This window comes from Bacillus tequilensis KCTC 13622 (genome assembly GCF_000507145.1).
In the GTDB taxonomy this organism is placed as follows: domain Bacteria; phylum Bacillota; class Bacilli; order Bacillales; family Bacillaceae; genus Bacillus; species Bacillus tequilensis.
Window position 1 is genome coordinate 48,562 of record NZ_AYTO01000009.1, and the last position, 23,506, is coordinate 72,067.

Sequence of the window (23,506 nt, forward strand, 5' to 3'; positions counted from 1 at the left end):
TGATGAGTTGAAAGTAACGGCTATAATCCAAGCACGGATGGGGTCCAGCAGATTGCCAGGCAAAGTATTAAAAAAAGTTTTGAATAAACCTCTGCTGGAATATCAAATTGAAAGAATAAAAAGAGCTGCGCTTATTGATGATATTGTGATAGCCACAACGACAAATGAGAATGATAAACCAATTGTCGAGTTAAGTAAGAGATTGTCTCTTACTTATTATTGCGGGTCGGAAAACGATGTCTTATCAAGATATTACGAAGCAGCAAAAATCAACAAAGCGGAAACGGTCATCCGCTTAACCTCTGACTGCCCTATTATCGATCATCGTGTCATCGACAAAGCAGTCAAATTTTATCTAGATTCAAATGGCCAATATGATTATGTATCTAACACTCTAGATAGAACGTATCCCCGCGGAATGGATATAGAGGTTTTTTCAGTTTCAGCATTAGAAAAGGCTCATGCCGAGTCCAGTCTTGAACATGAACGGGAACACGTAACACCCTTTATTTTCCTGAATCCCGGCAGGTTCAAGTTGGCTAATATCACCTATGACGAAAATCAGAATCAGCATAGGTGGACTGTGGACACACCTGAGGACTTTTTGTTAATCAAAAAAATCATAGAAAAACTATATCCAACGAATCCTGACTTTAGCTTAGAAGATACTTTAGCATTATTGAACGCATTTCCGGAGTGGTCTTTACTTAACGCCCGAATAGAACAAAAAGAAATCTTACAAGACAACAATGACTAGTTCAAATGATGATGAGGTGCTGTTATGAACATTCTTTTCAGAACAGATGCTTCAATTGAAATAGGCACGGGTCATGTCATGAGGTGCCTTACGCTTGCTCATGCATTGCGTAAAAAGGGAGCTAACATTACATTTGTTTGCCGAAGCTTACAAGGCCATCTAGCTGAGGTGATTCGCGAACAGCAGTTTGATCTCATTATGCTCCCAGCGCCTAAAAAGAATGTTTTGATCCCTAAAACAACTCTCCATTCTGATTGGCTCGGTGTCCCTTGGCATGTGGACTCAGCTGAAACCAGCCGTGCCATTCAAGACATGAACAAGGAAATCTCCCTTCTTATCATTGATCACTACGCAATTGATATCAATTGGGAGATGGAGGTAAAAAAAGATGCAAAAAAAATAATGGTGATTGATGACCTTGCTGATCGTTTACATCATTGTGATATTTTATTAGACCAAAATCTTTATCCTCATTATAAAGAGCGTTATGCCAACCTGGTTCCCAAAAGCTGCAAACAATTTTTAGGGCCGAAATACGTCTTATTGCGAGATGAATTTTATTCATTTCAACCCAATAACAAAAACTGTGACGGCAGTATAAAAAAGATTTTTGTCTTTTTTGGGGGCACTGATCCCACCAATGAAACGAAAAAGGTTATTCACGCCTTTAAGCAGCTTAACCTCCATGATATTGAGCTGGATATCGTCATTGGAAATACCAATATCCATAAGAATGACATTGAATCCATTTGCAAAAAACATGACTTTTGCAGCTTTCATTGCCAAGTGAATCATATTGCAGAATTGATGTACAATGCCGACCTCGCAATAGGTGCGGGCGGGACTTCCGCTTGGGAGCGTTGTTTTCTCGGCCTTCCAGCCATCGTAATCACCGTTGCTGAAAATCAAGAACGGATTGCTGAAACGCTTGATCAATTAGGCGCCATTCAATATCTGGGGCCTAAAGAATACGTCAAGGAATCAGATATCGTCTCCGCTATGAACGAAATGCTAAATAATCCCTCATCATTAATACAAATGTCACAAAAAGCCCGCATGCTGCTAGAAGGAAATATTGATAATCGCCAAAATCTTTTATTGGAAATTTTAACGTAAGGAAGGGATAAATCTGTGTTCAAATATTCCCTTAGGACATTAAAAGAAAAAGACTTAGACACAGTCCTCCATTGGCGGAACGATGATAGAATCAGACAATCAATGTATAACGACCAAATCATTACGGAAAAACAGCACCATCAATGGTTCGAGAAAGTGAATTCCTCGAAAACAGAACATTATTTTATCTTTACAATAAATCATACTGACATCGGCTTTGTCAGTTTTAAAGATGTTGACCATAAAAATCGCCATTGCTATTGGGGTTTTTATATCGGAGAGGCCCAGAGTCCAAAAGGGTCCGGTTCTGTCATGGGGTTTTTAGCATTAGAATGGGCGTTTCAACAGCTGGAGATTGAGAAAGTATATGGAGAAGTCCTGTCGAATAACGAAAAAAGTTTGTCCTATCACCAATCATTCGGTTTTAGCAAAGAGGGTCACTTTCGAAACCATATCGTAAGGAATAACAACTATCTTGATGTGATCCGATACGGTCTTTTAAAGGAAGAATGGGAAGCAGCAAAGCCAAAAGTAATGAAGAAATTAGCTGCAAGAGGAATAGATGGAAAAGATATTGATACAAATTTTCATAACATGACTTGAATGATGTTTTATGCCCTTTGGCTTTTATGGTCGGTATTCCTGTAAATAAAAGGAGGTGCAAAAATGAACGAAATCAATATAGAAGGAAGAAAAATCGGGCCGCATCATCCTCCGTTTATTATTGCTGAAATGTCTGGAAACCATAATCAATCATTAGAGCGCGCCTTTCATATTATAGAAGAAGCGGCTAAAGCAGGTGCACACGCTTTGAAAATACAAACATATACCGCTGACACAATGACATTAAATATGAATACAAAAGATTTTAAAATTGAGGATAAGAATAGTCTTTGGTCCGGCAGAACACTCTATACATTATACCAACAAGCGTACACTCCATGGGAATGGCATAAGCCAATCTTTGATAAATGCCGGGAACTTGGAATGATCCCTTTGAGTACGCCATTTGATGAAACATCTGTCGACTTTCTGGAGAACCTGGGTGTTCCTATATATAAAATCGCTTCATTTGAAAATACTGATATCCCTCTTATCAAAAAGGCCGCTGCTACCGGTAAGCCTATTATCATTTCCACTGGGATGGCTACAGTAGCAGAAATTGATGAATCCATAAGGGCCGCCAAAGACGCCGGCTGTAAAGAGGTCATACTTCTAAAATGCACCAGTACCTACCCGGCATCACCGGAAAACACCAATATTGCCACGATCCCTCATATGAAAAATTTATTTAACTGCCAAGTCGGCTTATCAGATCACACCATGGGAACAGGAGTGGCTGTCGCTAGTGTCGCCCTAGGCGCAACTGTGATTGAAAAACATTTCACTTTATCAAGAGCTGACGGCGGCGTAGATTCCGCCTTTTCACTGGAGCCATCCGAACTAAGGGATCTTGTCGTTGAAACTGAAAGGGCGTGGCAAGCAGTAGGGCAGATTACGTATGGACCCACTGACGAGGAAAAAGCTTCGCTCAAATTCCGTCGTTCTATTTATGTAAATAAAGATATAAAAGCCGGAGAGCCTTTCACAAAAGAAAATATTAAGATCGTTCGTCCCGGTTATGGTTTGGAACCAAAATTCTATGATGTCATGATCGGCAGAACAGCTAAGAAACATATTTCAGCAGGAACACCGCTGAGATGGGATTCTATATAGTTTATATATATACGCTCTGCGCTTTGCAGAGCTACAGAAGAAATAGCCATAAAAAACTGCACCCTGATCCAGCAGTCGGGGTGCAGTTCTAGTGTTCAGCTCTTTTTACAAACTACATTTTCTTGCGTCTGTCTTCCTCAGTTAAAAATTCCACAAAACTCCGCATCGCAAATGGTTCTTCCTTAATCTGGCGTGTATAGGAGTTTTTCCGCTCTTCTGAAAGGATTTCGCTCTTTTTGATCCTGTTCAGCATATAGATGTGCACCGTTTTTTGGATTTGTTTATGCTGATAGCCTGCTTCTTTGAAAAGCGCCAGCCCAAGCGCCGCTAAAAGGGCGAATATGCCAGCGCTGATCAAAGACTCCCTGTCAGCTGAAGCGTGAAATAGAAAAGCAGCCAAATGAAAGAGAGAGAATGCAGCAAGCGGAATAGCAAGAAAACGGTAAATGACCGTTTTTTTCATGAAAGGCTGTACGGCCTTTTGAATTTTTTGCATTTCTTTTTTAATGAACCCCGGCATTTGTTCGACCCTGTAAAAGTTCATGTAATCCTCCCCCTTTATTTGATGTTGCAAGCCTTCACGAACGTTATCATATGTGCTTATTTTAACGCAGGTGCAAGCTGGTTTAAAAGAAATCTGCCCGTATTTTCACGAAGAATCTGGATCTCAGCGCTTTATTCTTTTAAAATGTGAGTGTTATAATTTGTAATGGGAATCAGAATGCTGTTAATCATGGAATACTAATGGCAATCTTCTTGATAAATATGAATGAGCGGGGTTACAAAGTGAGTATTTTTTCCATCCTTTTATCACTTTTTTTCATTTTAAATATTCTTTTAGCCATCATTGTCATTTTTAAAGAACGGCGCGATGCCAGTGCATCTTGGGCGTGGCTGCTTGTTCTTTTCTTTATTCCCGTTTTAGGCTTTATTTTATACTTATTATTCGGCCATAATCTCAGGCGCAAGCATTTGTTTCAATGGGAAGACCGAAAAAAGATTGGAATTGAAAGACTGCTGAAGCACCAGCTAGAAGAATTAGAAAACAAGCAATTTCAGTTCAACAACCGGGCAACCTTTGATAACAAAGATTTAATTTATATGCTCATCATGAATAACCATGCCGTGTTTACGGAGGATAATTCGGTTGACGTAATCACAGACGGACGGGATAAGTTTCAGCGGCTGCTGAATGACATTTCGAAGGCTAAGGATCATATCCACTTACAATATTATATTTATAAAGGTGATGAATTAGGCAAAAAATTGCGGGACGCTCTCATCCAAAAAGCGAAAGAAGGCGTTCAGGTCAGGGTGCTCTATGATGAACTAGGGTCCAGAACACTGAGAAAAAAGTTTTTTAAAGAGCTTCGCGAGGCTGGCGGGCACGTGGAGGTCTTTTTTCCTTCAAAGCTCAGGCCGATTAACCTGCGGCTGAATTACCGGAACCACCGCAAGCTTGTCATCATAGACGGAATGACCGGTTATGTCGGAGGATTTAACGTCGGAGATGAGTATCTCGGGCTTAATCCAAAATTCGGTTATTGGCGCGATACGCATATCCGGCTTCAGGGAACAGCCGTGCATGCCATCCAGACACGTTTTATCCTTGACTGGAACCAAGCCTCCCATCATCATACGCTGACATATATTCCGAATCACTTTCCTGACTGCAGCCCGAAAGGCAACGTCGGAATGCAGATTGTCACGAGCGGACCTGATTCGGAATGGGAACAAATTAAAAACGGCTACATTAAAATGATTTCGAATGCCAAGCGTTCTATTTTGATTCAGACGCCGTATTTTATTCCGGACGCAAGCCTGCTGGACGCTTTAAGAATCGCGTGCCTGTCGGGCATTGACGTCAACATTATGATTCCGAACAAGCCTGATCATGCCTTTGTATACTGGGCGACACTGTCGTACATCGGCGATCTGCTGAAAGCCGGAGCCACCGTCTATATTTACGATAATGGCTTTATTCACGCGAAAACCATTGTAGTGGATGACGAAATCGCATCAGTCGGCACAGCGAACATCGATGTCCGAAGCTTCAGGCTGAATTTTGAGGTGAATGCATTTATTTACGATATCACCATAGCGAAAAAATTGGTTTCTACATTTAAAGAAGATTTGCTCGTATCCAGAAAATACACCTATGAGGAATATCTGCAGCGCCCCTTGCGGATTCGAATGAAAGAATCCGTCTCGCGGCTCTTGTCGCCGATTTTATAAGATGTGCCAAAACCCCGGCCTTTACGGCCGGGGTTTTTTCTGATGGTCACAGTACGTGATGATCGCCTCCCGCAAAAAAGCGGCAAGGCCTTCCCCATATTGGTTGATTGAGTCTGTAAATCGTTCGTCAGTGATATACACTTCCCCAAGCCCTCTGAAAATGTCGAGTGTGCAATCGTAATGATATTGGCAAATATGATGGCGAAACGCCCCCACAGCCTCCTGAACCTCTGGATCACCCGGCCCGTGTTCCATCCTTGCCGCAATTCGTCTGTAAATCGAATCAAATTCGGTCATGATCGCACGCCAGTCGTCCGCACTATAGGCAGATGTCCTTTTCTCTGTTTCTTCTGCGGCCTCTCTCCCATACAGCCTTCTGACTTCATCAGCGTATGTCTGCTGGTGCTCTTCAATGTCTTTCATGCTTAATCCGGCAAATAAATCCCGCTTATTCATAAGTTTTCCTCCCTCAATGGATTGAAGGGTCCTGTCAATCGTCTGTATCATCTCTTCCATTCTTTGTTTTTTCTTCATTAACATATCCTTTTGCGACTGAAGTGCCGCTTTCCGGTCAAAATTCGGATGATCCAGCATTTCTTTTATGTCATCCAGACGAAACCCTATTTCCTTAAAAAACAAAATCTGCTGCAGTCTTTCCAAATCTGTATCACTGTACAATCGATACCCCGCGTCAGTAAGCGCTGAAGGGGTCAACAGCTGAATATCGTCATAGTGATGAAGCGTCCGGATACTGACGCCCGCCACTTCCGACACTTGTTTAACTTGATATTTCATACATAACACCTCCTCTTCTGTTATCGTAAACAATCACGCAGCGTCAGGGTCAATCCCCAAAATATTAATTTCCATATACAAAACCTCTCACAAATAGTGTATAAAAGAAAAGTGAGTATTTTTTTGTAAAGGGGAGACAATTTCATGAATCCTGAAACAATGAACAAAACCCTCATAAGCATTTCGAAATGGGGAAAAGCAACAGGTATATTATTTATTATTATGGGTGCATTTGCCGCGCTTTCAGGCGCGTTCTTTTTTCTGATTGGTGCCGTTCCGGGTGTACTGCAAATTATTGCCGGCATCTTTTTGATGCGGTCAGCTAAAGAAGCAGGCCAAATGGCTGAACACAATAGCGGACAGTCTGAGGACTTAATGCTGGAGAATTACGCGAAATTTGTGAAGATGCAAGGGATTTATTTAATCGTCAGCATTGCTGTATCCATTCTTGCGATTATCGCCGTCTTCATCTTTTTCATGCTTGGGATTGCTGACGGACTTTTCAGCGATTATGATACGTACAGCACTTATTAATCAGAAAAACCCGGAGCCGGCTCCGGGTTTTTTATTATTCTGCTTCGCTTACCACTGTGAAGCGTTCGTTTTTGTGTGCAGGCTGTTCAAGCTCATCCAATACGGCAATGGCATAATCAGCATAGCTGATATAGCTGTCGCCTTTTGCGTTTACAATGACATTGTCTTTTCCTTTTTGGTAAGAGCCAGTCCGCTTTCCTGCCGGATCAAAAAATGCCGCAGGGCTGAGGAACGTCCAGGATATGGAGTCTGTCTGCTGCAAGTCTTTCAGGTTCTCCCCTTGATTTGATGCGGTCGGCAAATATTCTTTCGGGAATTCCGGCGTGTCCATTAAACGGGTGGTTTTGGCTTCATCGACAAACAGGCTTCCTGCTCCGCCGACGACAAGCAATCTTGTGTTTTTCGCGCCCTTTAAGATGCTGATTAGCGCCCTGCCTGCCTCAACATGAAGATGTTCCTGGCCAGGAGCTGCTCCAAAAGCGTTTACAACCGCGTCGAAAGGCTTGATGTCTTCCGCAGTCAGTTCAAACACATCTTTCTCCAAAATCGCTATGTCCTGCTCCTGCACTTTTGAAGCGTTTCGGACAATGGCAGTCACTTCATGCCCTCTTGTTTTCGCTTCTTTCAAAATCTCTTTTCCAGCTTTTCCGCTTGCACCGATAATTCCAATTTTCATTTTCATTTCCTCCTTATTTGTAACGATTTTAGTTACATGTCAGTGGTGAGAAGTCATCTCTTTTTAATTAAAAGAGATGATTCATAACATCTTTTAATGACTTACTTGCCAGTTCATTTTCCATCGCTCTTTGGACACTTTCAAACGTTTCATCCAGGGCATTCTGAATTCTTTTCCCTACCGGACATTTCGGGTTTGGGTTTTCATGAACCGCAAAGAGTTCTTCTTGCTTTTGGACAGCCCGATATACTTCTAAAAGAGAAATATCAGCCGGATCTTTTTTAAGGCTTGCCCCCGCCACCCCGGCGCGTGATGTAAGAATATCCGCTTTTTTCAGCAGGCTGATCATTCTTCGCACGACAACCGGATTTGTGTTGACGCTGTCAGCGATGATTTCTGAAGATGCTTTTTCATCCATCGAAATGAGGGATAAAATATGAATGGCAACAGCAAGACGGCTGTTAATCATGTTTTTCACCACCGTTGTAACCATAATAGTTACATTTAATTCGTTTGTCAACATCTAATATACACTAAATACGGTGTTCTTGTGCACGTTTTTAGTCAATAAACGGCCGGATGCATTCCGGCCGCTTCTTATCAGAATAAGAAATATCTTTGTCCGAGCGGAACGTAATCGACGGGCTGGCAAGACAATTCCTCTCCATCAGCGAAAACTTGATAGGTTTTTGGATCAACCTCGATTTTCGGCAAAGCTGCGTTCAATTTCATATCAAGCTTGCTCAGCTTTCTGATATTTTTGACAGGAGAAATCCTTTTTTCCAGCCTTAAGCTTTCTGCCACACCCCGCTCAATGCTTGCCTGGGACATAAATGTAATAGAGGTTGAGCGGTTGGCTTTTCCGTAAGACGCATACATCTGGCGCATAAATACAGGTTCAGGGGTCGGGATGGACGCATTCGGATCTCCCATTTGCGCACGTGCAATCATGCCGCCCTTTAAGACCAGTTCCGGTTTTACGCCGAAAAATACCGGGTCCCACAGAACGAGATCAGCGAGCTTTCCTTTTTCCACCGAACCGACTTCATGGCTGAGCCCATGAGTAATCGCCGGGTTGATTGTGTATTTGGCAACATAGCGTTTTGCGCGCACATTGTCGTTTCCGTTTTCTCCTGCAAGAGCGCCGCGCTGCTTTTTCATTTTATCAGCTACCTGCCATGTTCGGATGATAACTTCACCGATACGCCCCATCGCTTGGGAATCCGATGATGTCATGCTGATCGCGCCGATATCATGGAGAATGTCCTCTGCCGCAATGGTCGCAGCCCTGATTCTGGAATGGCTGAACGCCACATCTTCAGGCACTTTCGCATCTAAATGGTGGCAGACCATCATCATATCCAGATGCTCATCCATCGTATTAACGGTGTAAGGAATCGTTGGCGTTGTGGATGACGGCAGAATGTTCGCGTAAGAGGCGAGCTTCATAATATCCGGGGCGTGGCCGCCGCCTGCTCCTTCAATGTGATAGGTGTGAATGACCCGGTCCCCGATCGCATCGAGCGTGTTTTCCAGGAAACCCGCTTCGTTAATCGTATCGGTATGGATGGCGACTTGAATATCAGTCTCGTCCACAACTTCCATACACGTTTTAATGGCGCTTGGCGTCGTGCCCCAGTCTTCATGAAGCTTAAGGCCGATGGCGCCCGCTTCCACCTGCTCGATCAGCGGCGCTTTATCGGATGCATTCCCTTTTCCTAAGAAACCGACGTTGATCGGAAACTCCTCGGCCGCTTCCAGCATCCTTGCCATATACCACGCGCCAGACGTACATGTTGTCGCTTTGCTTCCAGTAGCCGGGCCTGTCCCGCCTCCTAAAAGTGTCGTCACACCTGAAGAAAGCGCAACTTCCATCTGCTGAGGGCAAATAAAGTGAATGTGCGTGTCTACTCCTCCGGCTGTTAAGATTTTGCCTTCACCGGAAATCACCTCTGTACCCGCGCCGATGACCATATGCGGATCAACTCCGTCCATGATATCAGGGTTGCCGCTTTTTCCGACGCCGACAATCCGGCCGTCTTTCACACCGACATCCGCTTTGACAATGCCTGTGTAGTCCAATAGCACGACGTTGGTGATGACCAAATCCAAAGCGCCGTCCTTCCCTGTGATTCTGCCGTTTTGGCCCATGCCGTCGCGGATTGTTTTGCCGCCGCCAAAGATCATTTCTTCACCGTATACAGTGAAATCCTTTTCGACTTCAATCCATAAATTGGTGTCACCCAATCTGATTTTATCGCCCGTTGTCGGGCCAAACAGCTCTGCATATTCCTTCCGTGACATTTTCATCGGATCACACCCTCCATCCAGCCGGCTTGTTTTAGGTTGGCTAACGTTTTTTCTTTGCCGCGTTCATCGATAAACGTGTCGGCCATTCCGTTCAGGCCTCTAATTGTCTTTCGCCCTCCGATTTCCACAAGTGTGACCGTTTTCTGCTCTCCAGGCTCAAAACGGACCGACGTGCCAGATGGAACATCAAGGCGCATGCCGATCGCCAGCTCACGGTCAAATAATAAAGCCCCGTTTGCTTCCGCAAAATGAAAATGCGAGCCAACTTGAATGGAGCGTGATCCGGTGTTTTTTACCGTTACCTCCCGTGTTTCACGGCCTTCATTAATCGTTATCGTTCCCTCAGCAATTTGAAATGCTCCCGGCTTCATGACTTCACCTCCGCAGAAATCGGCTGATGTACCGTAACAAGCTTCACTCCATCCGGAAATGTGGCCTCCACCTGAATGCTGTCCAGCATCTCAGGCACACCCTCCATCACATCTTTTTCCGTTAACACATGGCGGCCGGCTTCCATCAGCTCTGCTACTCCCTTTCCGTCACGCGCGCCTTCCATGATAAAGCAGGTGATATAAGCGGCAGCCTCAGGGTAGTTGAGCAGAACGCCCCGCGCCTTTCGCTGTTTAGCTAATTCCCCCGCCGCAAAAATGAGTAATTTCTCTTGTTCAACCGGTGTCAGTTTCATCTGTAGTCCTCCTTCTTTTGTCTTTTAAAGCGGATTCGGTTACTGCGAATTTGTGGAGCATGCAGGCGGGACATCACCTCCCTCTCCTCGAGAATGGGGGTCATACGGTAAGATGCCTTTCAAAGCGGCGTGCCGTTTCTTCATCGGCCTTGCCATGGTCAACAACCGTTCCCCTGTCGATCACATAAAGATAGTCAGCACAGGTTAACGCGTTTTCCAGACTGTGCTCGACTAAGATAACGGAAATGTCTTTTTTTCTGGAAATTTCCATAATAACTTGTCTGATTAGTTCGACAATTGACGGCTGAATTCCTTCCATTGGTTCATCAAGTAAAATCATTTTCGGATTTCCCATCAGCGCTCTGGCAATCGCAAGCTGCTGCTGTTGCCCCCCGCTCAAATCGCCGCCTTTGCGGTCAAGCATCTCCTTCAAAACGGGAAACCACTGAAAAATCTCTTCCTTGACCTGCCCTGTCCGCCTCTTCTTTGGAAGCGGCTCTTCACCTAGCAGAAGGTTGTCACGAACAGTTAAGGAAGAAAAAATGTCTCTTCCCTGCGGAACGTACGCAATCCCCGCTCTTGCCCGTTTTCCCGCTTTTTCATTTTGAACAAACGTTTGATTAAAGCAAATATCTCCTTGTTTAGCCGGAAGCAGGCCGACGATGGTTTTCAGCAAAGTGGATTTGCCGACTCCGTTTCGGCCTAATACAGCGACAACCTGCCCCGGGCGAGCCTCCATGCTGAGGCTGTGCAAAACCATGGATTGATCATAACCGGATGTTACATTTCTGACGGCAATCATGACACACCGCTCCTCCCTAAATACACCGCTGCCACCTCTTCATTGCTTGTGATGTCATCCATTGATCCTTCACAAAGCACTTTGCCTTCATGCATCACCGTGACTTTTCTGGAAAACGAACGCACAAAATCCATATCGTGCTCGACAATCAGAACAGAGCACGTTTTCGCAATTTTCTCAAGCAGGGCTCCCGTTTTTTCCCGCTCCTTTCCCGTCATGCCGGCAATCGGTTCATCCAGCAGCAAAAGCTTCGGCTCCATGGCCAGCTGCATGCCGATTTCAAGCCATTGCTTCTGTCCGTGTGACAGGCTGCCCGCTGCGATGTCCCGCTTTTCCTCTAACCCAATCAGCCGCAGGATGCCGATGATTCTGTCCCTTTGCTGTTTCGTCATCCGCGCTGTCAGCAATGAAAGGATTGTTTTTTTCTGTTTCATGGCAAGCTCGAGATTTTCAAACACCGTCAGCTGCGAAAAGACACTTGGGGCCTGAAACTTTCTGGCGACCCCCAGTTTGGCGATCTGATACTCTCGCGCTTTTGTCAGTTCAATCGTTTCCTGAAACAGAACCTCGCCAGAATGCGGTTTCGTTTTTCCGCAAATGATGTCCAGCAACGTCGTTTTTCCCGCGCCGTTCGGCCCGATCAGAAAATGGATATCGCACTCCTGCACACTGATATCAGCGCCCTGCAAAGCCCAAAATCCGTCAAACTCAACCTTTACGTCACGGCAGGTAAGTATCGGTTTCATAAGCAACGGCTCCTTTCTTTTTTGAGGAAGAAAACCGGGTTTTAAGCTTCTCGAACAGCCCGACAATCCCTTTTGGCATATAAAGCACGACAATGATAAACAGCGCGCCGAGGAAGTACAGCCAAATATCGGGATAATATTCGCTTAAATAGCTTTTCATGCCGTTTGTTAACAGCGCGCCAAGCACCGCTCCGATAATGGAGTGCCTGCCGCCGATCGCCACCCACAGCACCATTTCCACCGAAGGGATGATGCCCATCATTTCCGGCGAGATCATTCCGTCCTGAAGCACAAACAGCATCCCGGCAGTCCCCGCCATCGCAGCGGATACACAGTAAATGAACACTTTAAAAACAGTGGAATGATACCCGAAAAAACGGACTCTGTTTTCTCCATCACGCACCGCCTGCAATAGCCGCCCAAAACGGCTTCTCGTCAGAAACAAAGCGAACACGACAGAAACACCGAGAAACAAAACTGTCGCAAAATAAAAAATCTGCTTCATTGCGGGATCGTCGAGAGCATATTGAAAAATGGTATAAAAATTCGTGAGGCCATTTGTGCCGCCGGTGATGTCCTGGCTGCCGATGAACAATGTGACAACCACCACAACAACTGCCTGAGAGATCAACGAAAAATAAACACCCTTTATGTTGTTGCGGAATGTAAAGAACCCAAGCAAAAAGGCCAAAAAGACAGGAACAATGACAGCCGCGGCAATCGCTGCAAAAGGATTCCTGAATATCGCCCAGATCCATGGCAGTTCATTGGCACCGGTCCATTCCATAAAATCGGGAATGCCTGTCGGCGAGGCTTCTATTTTTAAATACATCGCCATGCAGTATGCACCCAACCCGAAAAAGACGCCATGCCCCAAGCTCAAAATGCCTGTATATCCCCAAATCAGGCAAATGCCGACCGCTACAATCGCGAAGCATAAATATTTTGCCAACAGCCCTAATCGAAACTCCTGCAGAAAGAACGGAGCGGCGATAAAAAGGGCGAACATCGCCAGATACGGACTAAACTGTGAAAACCGCTTCATCCGGTTCCCTCCTAATCAAGTAATCTCGTTCTGACACTCGCGAGACCTGAAGGCCGCCATTGCAAAAAGAAAATAATACATGCAAACACGACAACCTTTGCAATCGTAGCGCTTGAGGAATACTCAACGAATGTGCTTAGCAAACCGACTGTTACCGCGCCGATTATGGTTCCTCTTAATTTTCCGATTCCGCCTAAGATGACGATCATGAAGGCGTCGACAAGGTATGACGAGCCGAGAGTGGGCCCGATCGAACCAAGCAATGTGAGTGAACTACCCGCGATACCGGCCAGTCCGCTTCCGAGAGCGAAAGCCAATGTATCGGTTTTTCTCACAGATACGCCGAGACACGATGCCATGCCCCGGTTCAGCGTAACAGCCTGCATCCGCCGTCCCGCAGAGGTTTTAAATAGATAGAAACCGAGCAGCGCCAGCGTAAAAAGAACGAGCGCCAAAATAAACAGCCTTTTATACGGGAAGGTAACGGAGAACAGCGTCACGCCTCCCGTCAGCCACTCAGGTGACCTGACAGCAACATTCGGCGCGCCAAAAATCGATCTGGCCGCCTGCTGCAGAATCAAGCTCACCCCCCACGTCGCCAAAAGGCTGTCAAGCGGACGGTCATACAGCCGCCTGACAATCACTTTTTCAATGACAATTCCAATAAGCGCCGCGACCGCAAACGCCATGATGATCGCAATGAAAAAGTAGTAAGAAAACAGAGAAGCAGGCAAATAGCTTATAAACAGCTGCTGAACGACATACGTCGTGTAGGCTCCGGCCATAATCAGCTCACCGTGCGCCATATTAATCATGTTCATCAAACCGAATGTAACAGCCAATCCAATCGCAATGAGAATCAAAATAGAGCCGAGGCTGATCCCGTTAAATAATTGAGTCACGATGACCGACATGTTTCGCCCCTCCCCCGAAAACGGCTTTGATTTATTTAGATAACCCCTTTGCCCAGTTGTATGTTTTCAAATACGGATCAGGTTTTACGGGATCACCTGAGTTCCATACTTCTTTAAACTGCCCATTTCCCGTGATTTGCCCGATTCTGACCGTTTTGTAAAGATGCTGTGTATCCCCGTCGATTTTCACTGTGCCGCCCGGAGCCTTGAATGCAATCCCGTCAGCCGCTTTCTTCACCTTATCAACATCAAAAGACTTCGCTTTTTTAACAGCCGCCGCCCAAAGGTAGACCGCATTATAGCCAGCTTCAATCGGATCGCTCGTCACCCGGCTCTCACCGTTCATTTTTTTATAATTTTTCACGAATGTTTGATTCTCGTTCGTATCGGTTGTCTGAAAATAATTCCACACCGCATAATGTCCTGTTAGCACATCAGGACCGATGCCCCGAATTTCTTCTTCAGCGACACTTGCCGACATGACAGGCATATCGTCAGCCGATATCCCAGCATCTTTCAGCTGTTTGAAAAACGCCACGTTGCTGTCACCGTTTAATGTGTTAAAAATGACATCAGGCTGTTTTTCTTTGATTTTGCTGACGAGCGTACTGTAATTTGTGTGGCCGAGCGGCGTATACTCTTCTCCGGCAATTTCTCCTCCGGCCGCTTTCACCTGCGCTTTAATGATGTTGTTAGCTGTTCTCGGGAACACGTAATCTGATCCAATCAGAAAGAACTTTTTCCCTTTGTTTTTCAGCAGCCAATCGACAGCCGGCACAATTTGCTGATTCGTCGTTGCTCCGGTATAAAAAATGTTTGGTGATGACTCCATTCCTTCATACTGCACCGGATAGAAGAGCAGCCCATTGTTTTGCTCCACAACCGGAAGCATGGCTTTGCGGCTTGCTGATGTCCATCCGCCAAAAACGGCAGCAGCTTTGTCTTGCTGAAGCAGCTTTCTCATTTTTTCCGCATATGTAGGCCAGTCTGAAGCGCCGTCTTCCACGATGGGTTCAAGCTTTTTGCCGAGAACTCCGCCTTTTTGGTTGATTTCTTGAATCGCCATTAACTCTGCATCATGGACAGATACCTCGCTGATCGCCATTGTTCCGCTTAACGAGTGAAGAATCCCGACCTTCACTGAATCCCCGCTTGTGTCGATATCAACAGTTTTTTTCGCACTCCCGCTGGCTTCCGACACTTTTTTCGGCCCAGTACATCCCGTCATCAAAACCATGATCAGAAACAATAAAAAAACGGCCTGTATTCCAACCCCTTTGTTTTTCATTCAGAACCTCCCTTTTCCTGGTTTCACTAAGTGATGTTATAAAAGTTGACAACTTATGTCATTATTATATAGAAGAGGTTCACTGATTCAAAGAATATTTGAAAAATTTAGATACTTTAACCAAATCGTTTATTCTTTTTGTTATATTTGGTTACATCAAAAAAGGCAAGAAACATATCGTTTCCCGCCTCTTTCGTATGATTACTCTTTATTTGTGAATGAATCCTTTGCTTTTCCAATATCCTTTTGGATTTCGCCTTTCGCCTTATCTTTTTTTCCTTCAGCCTGCATGTCCGCTTTATCGGTCACCTCTCCGACTTTATCCTTCGCTTCTCCTTTGGCTTTATTTAAGCCGCCTTTCATTTTATCTTTTAAACTATCGTTACCCATGTTGATTCTCTCCCTTCAGTTTATGTGTACTTGTTACCTTCCCGATCTGAGGGACGATAAACATTTGGATGTTATTTATCGATTTCGTAGCGCTCTCCGTAGCGGAGCATCTTGTAAATCGCAAGTCCGTCTGATGACTTTTTCTCAGAATATCGAACCGGCAGCAAGGCGAAAAATACATAATACGTAGAAAAATAGACAAACTGATAAAAAAACATATTCGGCTTTAATACACTGTGTGTAATCAGAAAATTGACCGCAAAAATCGTGATAAGGTTAAACAGGCTGCCCCCGGCATACACGAGTGCACGCGAGAACCGATTGTCGGTTTTCAGCTCACCAAATCTGCAAAAGGAATCTATGAAATAGATCGCTCTGACCCGTATCACCCCGATCTTGAACAGCGTTTTGCCCATTCCAATATCCAATGATCCTTTTCCGCCAAAAATCAAGGCCATAAAGCTGTGCCCTGAAACATGTATAATCTGTACAAGCGGCAGAACAATGAGGAAAGACCAGAGAAACTTCACCATATCATTGAAACCAAACATCGAATTCCCCCTCATGCGTGCATATCTGCATCCCAACACGGCTTGTGTTCAAAAACAGCGCTGTAGCGATTTTTCCTGTTCTCCCCGAAATTAAACGTTTCGATGCTCTCTTTTTTCTCATATAAAAAAACCATCTGGCAGCAGATGGTTTCGCCTCACACTTGATATAGGCAATCGTTCCTTTGAATTTTCTCTCTTGTGCTGACCACTTTTTCATAAAAATACACCGCTTCTTTGTAGTATTCGCGCTGACTGAAATAAGCGGCAGCATCCAAAGCGAATTCTTCAATGTATACGTAAAGGGCTTTTTCTTCCATATAGTCAAATACTTCTTGAATCATATCCAGATTGACAGATTCCACATATAACGCCTGCAAAAATTTATATTTTGCCAGGCTGAAGAGGTCGTTTCGTGTTTGAGCGATGGCCGTCCCTTTTTCATAATATCGCATCGCAGCTTGGACATCTTGTTTTTTGAAAAGAACGCGAGTCAGACTGAAGAGCGCTTTCGGAAGCTGTTCCAGCTGATGCTCCTCAAAGACAGGAAGCGCTTTTTCAAAGTATTCCGCAGCTTGATCCAGCTCTCCTTTGTCATCAAAGCAATTCCCCATATTGTAGAGGGATGAGCCAATCAAACGGGGCTGTCCTTCCAATAAAGACAGATGATACGCTTCATCCAAATGCTTAAGCGCTTTTTCATAATTTCTGTAGTCAATATAGTTTCCTGATATGACGAAATGGGTTTGAATTCTTCTGACTCTGTAAAAATCGTGAGCCTTGTACGTCTCAAGCGCCTGTACGGCGTGATTCATGGAAAAGTGCGTCTGCTTCATGATATAAAAGACTTCCGCTACTTTAAAATGAAATTCCGCTCTCTCAATTTCATCTTCTACAAACGCGAGCATCTTCTCAGCTTTCCGATAAAAGGATATGGCCAAGATGTAATTGTTCTGTTCAAATTCGTACATTCCCCTGAACAAATGAAAATAATACTCAGACAACCCGGAGATACTGTCCTGATTGCTTTCCAGCGTTTGGATCAATTCACGATATTGAAGCTTAGATTCCTCATGCAGGTCGGGCTTTACATAATCCAGCATAATTTGGTGCCGGTAACTGATTAGCTGATAGTACAGCAGAAGCAACTGATCCTCTTCCATATGTTCAATGTCTCGATCAATCTCTTCCTTCAGCTTAACGGCATCAGCCACTTGAAATGCTAAAATGTGCTTATACCACTTATTGATTTTCACTCCTACTTGAGATGACGGGATCTCGTACGCGGCCATGCCCCTCCAACCCTTTCTATTTTCTAATTGGTTATATTTTATCATAATGTATGGCTTTGGAATTAAAATTTCTTACAATGATCCCTTCCTTATGCCTATCTTTATATATTTCGGTATTTACAAGTATTTTTTGCACATTGATTTCTATAAAAAAGGCTTACCGGACTGCGCCGATAAGCCTTTTACTTCATATTAACCGCCAATATAAGACATTTCTACTTTCTTTTTGTCTGATGCTTTTGATAGAGTGCGATCGACTGAATACTGATCGATCCGATTTTTCCATACAGTGCCGATCATCTCCGACAATTCGTCATCGCTTAATTCCTGCCGAACCGGCCCTCTGAGGTCAAATCCGCTTGAAGCGAATAAGCAGGTGAACAGCTCGCCTCTCGCGGAAAGACGGGCTCTGTTGCACGATCCGCAGAACGCATCGGATACAGATGATATGACGCCGATTTCCCCGGATCCGTCCAAGTAGCGGAATCGGGAAGCCACTTCACCGTGATAATTTGGCGCTATCGGTTCAACCGGCATGTGTTCATTGATTAAATCAATGATTTCCGCCTTTGTCATGACATCCTTCTTTTCCCATTGGTTGGTATTGCCCACGTCCATAAATTCAATGAATCTCAGAATATGCCCTTTTTCTTTAAAATAACGGGCCATAGGCAGAATATCTTTTTCGTTGAGGCCCTTTTGGACGACCATGTTGATTTTAACACCTAGCCCCGCTTGCTTCGCCGCCTCAATGCCTTCCAGCACCTTGCTGACAGAAACCCCGCGCCCGTTTATTTTTTTAAATCGCTCGTCCTCTAACGAATCAAGGCTGATCGTAACCCTTTTCAGCCCTGCTTCCTTGAGTCTCTCCGCATAAACAGGCAGCAGTGATCCGTTTGTCGTCATGGCAATATCTCGGACACCCGGAATGCGGGCCAGTTTTTTGATTAACTCGGGCATATCCTTTCTCATGAGGGGCTCTCCGCCGGTTAAGCGGATTTTTTCAACGCCGAACCTTGTGACAAACAGCGTCGCAAGCCGTTCCAGCTCCTCAAATGAAAGCAGCTCCTCTTTTTTTAAAAAAGGATAATCCGGACCGAATAATTCAGCGGGCATACAATACGTGCATCGGAAGTTGCAGCGGTCTGTAACAGAAATGCGAAGGTCTCTCAGCGGTCTGTTCCTTTTATCCAACATCTGACGCGATTCTGTAATCATAGCTACAGCCCCTTCCTATCCCCCGATTCTCTCAGGGTGTGTATATACATTAAATGATTCGTTTCGGACAAACCCGATCGCTGTGATATTTAATTCTTCCGCCATTTGAACGGCAAGCTCCGTCGGGGCCGATTTGGAAATCACAATCGACACGCCGATTTTTGCCGCTTTTAACAGGACCTCTGATGAAATTCTGCCGCTGAACACAATCAGTTTGTCACGGACGGACATTCCGTTCAGAAGGCAGTGTCCGTATAATTTATCAAGCGCGTTGTGCCGGCCGATATCTGTTCGCATTAACAGCAGTTTCTCTGTATCGCAAAGCGCCGCATTATGGACGCCTCCCGTATCCTGAAACGTCTCGCTCCTATGTTGCATCTCTTTCATAAGCGACATACACGCTTCAGGCGATATATTGATGTGGCTGACAGCCGTTTTAGCGGTTTTGACATCCTGCTGAAAATAAAAATGACGGCCCTTTCCGCAGCATGAACCGATCACCCGTTTCGTATAATCCTTTTGATCCAATGTCTCAGGATGAACGAGATCGACATAAACAAAACCGAGACTTTCATCTATTGTAAACCTTTTAATCTCTTTTTGAAATCGTATAACACCCTCTGATGCGAGAAATCCGATGACAAGCTCTTTGATATGCTCAGGCGTACAAACAAGCGTCACAAATTCACTCCCGTTCAGTATCACTGTCAAAGGGTATTCCGTCACCATCCGGTCTTCTATTTTGCTGACTTCCCCTTTTTCATAGCGCCATACATCCCTGACCGCAGTTACTTTATCGTTCAACGTCTCTTCCCCTCCGCAATGTTCCTACCTTTATATTTTTTCACACTCCTCAGATTTTGTCGAATTCTGAGACATAAAAAAGCCCCTCTATTAAAGGGCTTTCACAGGACATGATAGCGGCGGTGTTTAGGCAGGACAACGCCTAAGCATTTAGCCGCAATCCTTCCTTTTATAACAGATGCATTGTCAGCGAGCGCGAGGATTGCCGACACGCTGAGAGCCCTCTGTATAAAGGGCTCTATGTTTGATTATGCTGATTTTTTTTCAGGATCACAAACAGGACAATAGCTGCGATCAAAGTGAGCATGCTGACAAAAAAGAAGGCTGCCAGCTTTAGAAAAACACCGAGCAATATGAATGCCACGGCGGCAATAAGAAAAATCAATCCTAATAATTTCATATATCCAACCCCTTTTTAAGGGTATCATTCCCGCCCAAGCTGATTTTAAACCAATGAAAAAAGGCGCCTGGGGAGCGCCTAAAGCGTTTAGATTCTTTACTCGGCAAATTTTTGTGCTTCTTTTTCCCAAGCCTGTTCAAACTCATCTGCGCTGTTTACTGAAATATATTCTCCGCCTCCAGCAACAGCCGCTTGTTTCATCTCTTCATTTCCTTTGACATCAAAGTTGAAGCCAATGATGTTTACAATGGTCTCCACATTCGATTCACGGAGCTTTTCAATTTCCGCCGCAGGGTCTCCGCCGCACGTTTCTTCACCGTCAGTGATTAAATACACCACGTTTTTACCGTTTGCGTCAAATGCTTCAAATTCTTTTCTTGTATCTGCAAGTGCTTTGGCAATCGGTGTCCAGCCGGTCGGCTTGATATCACTCAATGAATTGTCAAACAGCGCTCCTTCATATGGATGAAGGGCGTAAATGGTTTCCGTTGTGCTGCACGAAAGAGCTTTTCCGGACAGTTTATTGTTTCCAGCATGCCCGAAAACGCGAAGCATGAGATTTGTATCCTTCGGAAGCAGCTCGGCAAAAGACTTTACTGATTTTTTGGCTATGTCTATTTTGCGCTCTCCCCCTGTTTTTTGAACCATGCTACCGCTTCCGTCAAACAAAACAGCTACATTTGTATCAGCCTGTTTCCCAGCAGCAAAAGACGGGGACGCAAAAGAGACAGTCAGCAATCCAATGATACATACAGCCAGACATTTTTTCATACCTTACTTCCTTTCTTTATCAAATTTTCCAACAATACGTTGGATTCTTCTCTATGCTAGAATATGAAAAGACAAAAAGATATAGGGCAAGCTGCCTTTTGTGCGCTTTCACCCTCTGTCCAAAATCGATTGAAATACCGATGATTTTTAGACTTTTCCGCCCAGAAAGCGTACACAGATTGTGTGCCATTCATTCTTTTTTCGCCTTGATTATGACAGGGAAGCGGAAATCTGCTACTATGCGACAGGCAGACAGCTAATTGGTTTTGAAGTTTTTGTTACATACAAAAAAGAGGCTGACCGCTGGCAGCCTCTTTTTCTTATTTAGATAGCATCAGGGATTGCTGCGTGAAAATTTTCTCAACATCTTTTTGAGTATAAGCCGGGAAGTATTCACCGCCGCCTACTTTCGCAATCGCGTTCAGCTGGCCTTTGTATCCCTCTTTATAATCAAAACCGATCACATTCACAGTAATATTATCTTTTTGCAGTTCTTTTGCTGTTTTAATCGGATTTCCTCCGCACGTTTCCTCACCGTCTGTCAGCAGATACACCACTTTTTCTCCTTTTGCATCAAGCTGGTCAAAAGAAGACTTCGCCTCATTCAGCGCTTTGGCAATTGGCGTCCAGCCAGTCGGCCCAATTGTATTGAGAGAATTGAGAAAGCTTTGCTCGTTAAAACTTTGGAAACCGTATACGTTGCGGATAGCTTCACAGGACTGAACTTTTCCGGAGTTTTTATTGTTTCCTTCTGAACCAAACACACTCATTTTCACCTGAGTTCCTTCCGGCAGTGAGCTTGCAAACTTAGAAATTTCTTTTTTAGCGGAATTAAATTTAGAGACACCGTCTATTCTTTTCGCCATACTTCCGCTGGCATCAAGCAAGACTGCCACGTTTGCCGGAGCTTCAGACTCTGTTTCTTTCTTTTCAGCCGCAAAAGCAGGTGAAGTTAATCCAAATAGCAAGCCTGTCATCATGATCAGTGAAAATCTTTTCTTCATGTTCGTACCCCTTTACAATTTGGTTTCTGCGTACAGATGTTCAACGCTGAACATAACTTATCGTAATCGACAAAAACAGAGAAATAAATAGGGCGGGCTTCCTCATTGCCGTTGTTTACTTTTGCATAGAAACCTTTATTTTTATTAGTGATTTCCACCTAACCCCGCTATAAAAAAAGAAGATTGCCGGCCTTTCGGCTTTCGTTATATGAGTCTGCCGAAGTCTGTTGATAAATGTGGATTACTTTACCACAGGAAAAAGGGATCTATTCCCTTTGTATCATAAAGACTGCCAGGAGCCTATCTGAGCGTTTTCAACTGTTCTTAGACCAAAGATATGCAAAACAGAAAAAGACGCTCCATTGAGCGTCCTTGATTACTTTTTCGCCATATATTTATTCAAAAACGAGTCTGCGTCAGAAATTTGTGTGCCTTTGTAATAGTACTTCACAATTTGATCAACTGTTTTGCCTTCTTTCGCCATAAAATTCGCGCCATATTGGCTCATCCCGACACCGTGTCCAAATCCTTTTGTCGTGACGGTGATCGTGTCTCCGTTTCGCTTCCATTCAAAATCTGCTGAATTGAGGCCCAGCTTTTCGCGTATGTCTCTTCCTTTCAGCGTCTTGCCGTTAATAATGGCCGTTGCGACCTGGCGGCCCGGTGTCTCTCCGGTAATTTTCCCGACGTCGGAGGATCCATCCAGTTTGACGCCAAGCTTTTGCTCAAATTCCGCCGCTGTAAAGGTTTTCGTTGCCAAGTATTTCGGCGACTTTTTATCCCAGGCGCTTTTGACGCTTTTTAGATAAGGGATGGCACTTGTCCAATAGGCTTCTGCATTTTCAGTGTAGCCGTTGCTTGTGGAGAAAAAAGAGGCTTCAATCGGCTTGTTGTTGTACGTTAAGATTTTGCCTTGCGTGCTGGCGACCGCATCAGTGATTTTTTTCAGCTTCGCTTCATACCTCGCGCCCCACTGCTTTTTCAGCTCCGCTTTGCTTTTATACACTTGGAACATCTGTGTATCATCTACCAGCGAGCCTTTAGGAGCCTCTACCGCTGAATTTGAGACCATCAGCCTGACAATAAACGTTCTGGCGGCGAGAGCCTGGGATTTCAGCGCTTCAGATTCAAAGGTGGCCGGCATTTCGGAGGCGACGACCCCAATCACATACTCTTCAAGCGGAATGTTTTCTACGGATTGATTCGCGGTTCGATAGACGGGAATAGAAACAGGTGATGCTTTCAAGGTTTCCGCTCCTTTTGATGCTGGTTTCGTCCTGACTGCTGTCTTTCCTGATTCTGCACTGATGCCCGCTTCTTTGTTATGCTGGAACGGGATGACCAAAAGTGTGGGAATCAAGAGAATTAATGCACATAGTACAGATAGTGTGATTACGAATTGTTTCATATTCAGCTGCCTCCTGCTCGGAATTCGACTCTAGTCTAATCTATGGGCAGAG

At 44.6% G+C, this 23,506-nt stretch carries 27 protein-coding genes; 6 read left to right on the top strand and 21 right to left on the bottom strand.

Going from position 1 to position 23,506, the window contains the following annotated elements; all coding sequences use genetic code 11:
• Positions 1-7 precede the first annotated feature (7 nt).
• The 4 genes from V756_RS01000000121885 (at position 8) to pseI (ending at position 3,589) form a co-directional block, all read left to right on the top strand.
• Positions 8-757: a cytidylyltransferase domain-containing protein gene (locus V756_RS01000000121885; RefSeq protein WP_032681781.1), complete on the top strand. Its 750-nt coding sequence runs from the start codon at positions 8-10 to the stop codon at positions 755-757.
• Between the two features lie 24 nt (positions 758-781).
• Positions 782-1,873, top strand: a complete 1,092-nt coding sequence (gene pseG / locus V756_RS0105335) for a UDP-2,4-diacetamido-2,4,6-trideoxy-beta-L-altropyranose hydrolase (RefSeq protein ID WP_024713771.1) — start codon at positions 782-784, stop codon at positions 1,871-1,873.
• Positions 1,874-1,888: 15 nt separating this feature from the next.
• On the top strand, positions 1,889-2,476 hold the full coding sequence (gene pseH, locus V756_RS0105340) for a UDP-4-amino-4,6-dideoxy-N-acetyl-beta-L-altrosamine N-acetyltransferase (protein ID WP_024713772.1): 588 nt from the start codon (positions 1,889-1,891) through the stop codon (positions 2,474-2,476).
• Positions 2,477-2,539: 63 nt separating this feature from the next.
• Positions 2,540-3,589, top strand: coding sequence for a pseudaminic acid synthase (gene pseI / locus V756_RS0105345; RefSeq protein ID WP_024713773.1), 1,050 nt, complete (start codon positions 2,540-2,542; stop codon positions 3,587-3,589).
• Between the two features lie 112 nt (positions 3,590-3,701).
• Here pseI and V756_RS0105350 read toward each other — a convergent pair whose 3' ends face one another.
• Positions 3,702-4,133 (bottom strand): DUF5392 family protein, encoded by a 432-nt coding sequence (locus V756_RS0105350; RefSeq protein WP_024713774.1) that lies wholly within the window; start codon positions 4,131-4,133, stop codon positions 3,702-3,704.
• Between the two features lie 242 nt (positions 4,134-4,375).
• Between V756_RS0105350 and cls the strand changes: the two genes are divergently transcribed.
• Positions 4,376-5,824, top strand: coding sequence for a cardiolipin synthase (gene cls, locus V756_RS0105355; protein WP_024713775.1), 1,449 nt, complete (start codon positions 4,376-4,378; stop codon positions 5,822-5,824).
• A 21-nt stretch (positions 5,825-5,845) separates the two neighbouring features.
• Here the strand turns inward: cls and V756_RS0105360 are convergent, their stop codons facing one another.
• Positions 5,846-6,619, bottom strand: coding sequence for a MerR family transcriptional regulator (locus tag V756_RS0105360; RefSeq protein ID WP_024713776.1), 774 nt, complete (start codon positions 6,617-6,619; stop codon positions 5,846-5,848).
• A 144-nt stretch (positions 6,620-6,763) separates the two neighbouring features.
• Between V756_RS0105360 and V756_RS0105365 the strand changes: the two genes are divergently transcribed.
• A complete protein-coding gene (locus tag V756_RS0105365) occupies positions 6,764-7,153 on the top strand; it encodes a DUF5362 family protein (RefSeq protein WP_024713777.1) in 390 nt (129 codons plus the stop codon).
• Between the two features lie 34 nt (positions 7,154-7,187).
• On the opposite strand, the gene V756_RS0105370 is transcribed toward V756_RS0105365, so the two are convergent.
• From V756_RS0105370 to spoIID, 19 genes are all read right to left on the bottom strand, one after another.
• The gene (locus V756_RS0105370; RefSeq protein ID WP_024713778.1) at positions 7,188-7,829 is read right to left on the bottom strand and encodes an NAD(P)-dependent oxidoreductase; all 642 of its coding nucleotides are present in this window, start codon (positions 7,827-7,829) and stop codon (positions 7,188-7,190) included.
• Between the two features lie 67 nt (positions 7,830-7,896).
• Positions 7,897-8,298, bottom strand: coding sequence for an Rrf2 family transcriptional regulator (locus tag V756_RS0105375; RefSeq protein ID WP_024713779.1), 402 nt, complete (start codon positions 8,296-8,298; stop codon positions 7,897-7,899).
• 131 nt (positions 8,299-8,429) lie between these two features.
• The gene (ureC, locus tag V756_RS0105380) at positions 8,430-10,139 is read right to left on the bottom strand and encodes an urease subunit alpha (RefSeq protein ID WP_024713780.1); all 1,710 of its coding nucleotides are present in this window, start codon (positions 10,137-10,139) and stop codon (positions 8,430-8,432) included.
• Positions 10,136-10,510, bottom strand: a complete 375-nt coding sequence (gene ureB / locus V756_RS0105385) for an urease subunit beta (protein ID WP_024713781.1) — start codon at positions 10,508-10,510, stop codon at positions 10,136-10,138. The genes ureC and ureB overlap by 4 nt, the downstream gene beginning before the upstream one ends.
• On the bottom strand, positions 10,507-10,824 hold the full coding sequence (ureA, locus tag V756_RS0105390; protein ID WP_003227724.1) for an urease subunit gamma: 318 nt from the start codon (positions 10,822-10,824) through the stop codon (positions 10,507-10,509). Before ureA ends, ureB begins: the two co-directional genes overlap by 4 nt.
• 100 nt (positions 10,825-10,924) lie before the next feature.
• A complete protein-coding gene (gene urtE / locus V756_RS0105395; protein ID WP_024713782.1) occupies positions 10,925-11,626 on the bottom strand; it encodes an urea ABC transporter ATP-binding subunit UrtE in 702 nt (233 codons plus the stop codon).
• A complete protein-coding gene (gene urtD, locus V756_RS0105400) occupies positions 11,623-12,372 on the bottom strand; it encodes an urea ABC transporter ATP-binding protein UrtD (protein WP_024713783.1) in 750 nt (249 codons plus the stop codon). Before urtD ends, urtE begins: the two co-directional genes overlap by 4 nt.
• Positions 12,347-13,417 (bottom strand): urea ABC transporter permease subunit UrtC, encoded by a 1,071-nt coding sequence (gene urtC / locus V756_RS0105405; RefSeq protein WP_024713784.1) that lies wholly within the window; start codon positions 13,415-13,417, stop codon positions 12,347-12,349. The genes urtD and urtC overlap by 26 nt, the downstream gene beginning before the upstream one ends.
• An 11-nt stretch (positions 13,418-13,428) precedes the next feature.
• Positions 13,429-14,331, bottom strand: a complete 903-nt coding sequence (urtB, locus tag V756_RS0105410; protein WP_024713785.1) for an urea ABC transporter permease subunit UrtB — start codon at positions 14,329-14,331, stop codon at positions 13,429-13,431.
• Positions 14,332-14,362: 31 nt separating this feature from the next.
• Positions 14,363-15,619, bottom strand: coding sequence for an urea ABC transporter substrate-binding protein (gene urtA / locus V756_RS0105415; protein WP_024713786.1), 1,257 nt, complete (start codon positions 15,617-15,619; stop codon positions 14,363-14,365).
• A 201-nt stretch (positions 15,620-15,820) separates the two neighbouring features.
• Positions 15,821-16,009 carry a stress response protein CsbD gene (gene csbD, locus V756_RS0105420; protein WP_024713787.1) on the bottom strand — a complete coding sequence of 63 codons (189 nt, stop codon included), beginning with the start codon at positions 16,007-16,009 and terminating at the stop codon, positions 15,821-15,823.
• Positions 16,010-16,080: 71 nt separating this feature from the next.
• On the bottom strand, positions 16,081-16,560 hold the full coding sequence (locus V756_RS0105425) for a hypothetical protein (RefSeq protein ID WP_024713788.1): 480 nt from the start codon (positions 16,558-16,560) through the stop codon (positions 16,081-16,083).
• A 155-nt stretch (positions 16,561-16,715) separates the two neighbouring features.
• Positions 16,716-17,849, bottom strand: coding sequence for a Rap family tetratricopeptide repeat protein (locus V756_RS0105430; RefSeq protein WP_024713789.1), 1,134 nt, complete (start codon positions 17,847-17,849; stop codon positions 16,716-16,718).
• A gap of 192 nt (positions 17,850-18,041) precedes the next feature.
• Positions 18,042-19,067: a GTP 3',8-cyclase MoaA gene (moaA, locus tag V756_RS0105435; protein WP_024713790.1), complete on the bottom strand. Its 1,026-nt coding sequence runs from the start codon at positions 19,065-19,067 to the stop codon at positions 18,042-18,044.
• Between the two features lie 15 nt (positions 19,068-19,082).
• On the bottom strand, positions 19,083-19,871 hold the full coding sequence (gene fdhD, locus V756_RS0105440) for a formate dehydrogenase accessory sulfurtransferase FdhD (protein WP_024713791.1): 789 nt from the start codon (positions 19,869-19,871) through the stop codon (positions 19,083-19,085).
• A 238-nt stretch (positions 19,872-20,109) separates the two neighbouring features.
• Positions 20,110-20,271 (bottom strand): hypothetical protein, encoded by a 162-nt coding sequence (locus V756_RS01000000121890; RefSeq protein ID WP_032681785.1) that lies wholly within the window; start codon positions 20,269-20,271, stop codon positions 20,110-20,112.
• A gap of 96 nt (positions 20,272-20,367) precedes the next feature.
• Positions 20,368-21,042, bottom strand: a complete 675-nt coding sequence (locus V756_RS0105450) for a vWA domain-containing protein (protein WP_024713792.1) — start codon at positions 21,040-21,042, stop codon at positions 20,368-20,370.
• Between the two features lie 320 nt (positions 21,043-21,362).
• Entirely contained in the window at positions 21,363-22,046 is a 684-nt protein-coding gene (locus tag V756_RS0105460; protein WP_024713793.1) for a vWA domain-containing protein, read from the bottom strand.
• Positions 22,047-22,422: 376 nt separating this feature from the next.
• Positions 22,423-23,454 (bottom strand): stage II sporulation protein D, encoded by a 1,032-nt coding sequence (spoIID, locus tag V756_RS0105465; RefSeq protein WP_024713794.1) that lies wholly within the window; start codon positions 23,452-23,454, stop codon positions 22,423-22,425.
• Positions 23,455-23,506: the final 52 nt, after the last annotated feature.

Excerpts from the sequence above, each read along its gene's own strand:
- moaA (WP_024713790.1), bottom strand. The coding sequence starts at position 19,067 with ATGATTACAGAATCGCGTCAGATGTTGGATAAAAGGAACAGACCGCTG.
- urtD (WP_024713783.1), bottom strand. The coding sequence starts at position 12,372 with ATGAAACCGATACTTACCTGCCGTGACGTAAAGGTTGAGTTTGACGGA.
- V756_RS0105360 (WP_024713776.1), bottom strand. The coding sequence starts at position 6,619 with ATGAAATATCAAGTTAAACAAGTGTCGGAAGTGGCGGGCGTCAGTATC.
- ureB (WP_024713781.1), bottom strand. The coding sequence starts at position 10,510 with ATGAAGCCGGGAGCATTTCAAATTGCTGAGGGAACGATAACGATTAAT.
- V756_RS0105450 (WP_024713792.1), bottom strand. The coding sequence starts at position 21,042 with ATGAAAAAATGTCTGGCTGTATGTATCATTGGATTGCTGACTGTCTCT.
- urtA (WP_024713786.1), bottom strand. The coding sequence starts at position 15,619 with ATGAAAAACAAAGGGGTTGGAATACAGGCCGTTTTTTTATTGTTTCTG.
- V756_RS0105365 (WP_024713777.1), top strand. The coding sequence starts at position 6,764 with ATGAATCCTGAAACAATGAACAAAACCCTCATAAGCATTTCGAAATGG.
- V756_RS01000000121890 (WP_032681785.1), bottom strand. The coding sequence starts at position 20,271 with ATGAAATTATTAGGATTGATTTTTCTTATTGCCGCCGTGGCATTCATA.
- urtE (WP_024713782.1), bottom strand. The coding sequence starts at position 11,626 with ATGATTGCCGTCAGAAATGTAACATCCGGTTATGATCAATCCATGGTT.
- V756_RS0105425 (WP_024713788.1), bottom strand. The coding sequence starts at position 16,560 with ATGTTTGGTTTCAATGATATGGTGAAGTTTCTCTGGTCTTTCCTCATT.
- urtC (WP_024713784.1), bottom strand. The coding sequence starts at position 13,417 with ATGAAGCGGTTTTCACAGTTTAGTCCGTATCTGGCGATGTTCGCCCTT.
- pseG (WP_024713771.1), top strand. The coding sequence starts at position 782 with ATGAACATTCTTTTCAGAACAGATGCTTCAATTGAAATAGGCACGGGT.
- pseI (WP_024713773.1), top strand. The coding sequence starts at position 2,540 with ATGAACGAAATCAATATAGAAGGAAGAAAAATCGGGCCGCATCATCCT.
- V756_RS0105460 (WP_024713793.1), bottom strand. The coding sequence starts at position 22,046 with ATGAAGAAAAGATTTTCACTGATCATGATGACAGGCTTGCTATTTGGA.
- csbD (WP_024713787.1), bottom strand. The coding sequence starts at position 16,009 with ATGGGTAACGATAGTTTAAAAGATAAAATGAAAGGCGGCTTAAATAAA.
- spoIID (WP_024713794.1), bottom strand. The coding sequence starts at position 23,454 with ATGAAACAATTCGTAATCACACTATCTGTACTATGTGCATTAATTCTC.
- V756_RS0105370 (WP_024713778.1), bottom strand. The coding sequence starts at position 7,829 with ATGAAAATTGGAATTATCGGTGCAAGCGGAAAAGCTGGAAAAGAGATT.
- ureA (WP_003227724.1), bottom strand. The coding sequence starts at position 10,824 with ATGAAACTGACACCGGTTGAACAAGAGAAATTACTCATTTTTGCGGCG.
- urtB (WP_024713785.1), bottom strand. The coding sequence starts at position 14,331 with ATGTCGGTCATCGTGACTCAATTATTTAACGGGATCAGCCTCGGCTCT.
- ureC (WP_024713780.1), bottom strand. The coding sequence starts at position 10,139 with ATGAAAATGTCACGGAAGGAATATGCAGAGCTGTTTGGCCCGACAACG.
- V756_RS0105430 (WP_024713789.1), bottom strand. The coding sequence starts at position 17,849 with ATGGCCGCGTACGAGATCCCGTCATCTCAAGTAGGAGTGAAAATCAAT.
- V756_RS0105375 (WP_024713779.1), bottom strand. The coding sequence starts at position 8,298 with ATGATTAACAGCCGTCTTGCTGTTGCCATTCATATTTTATCCCTCATT.
- V756_RS0105350 (WP_024713774.1), bottom strand. The coding sequence starts at position 4,133 with ATGAACTTTTACAGGGTCGAACAAATGCCGGGGTTCATTAAAAAAGAA.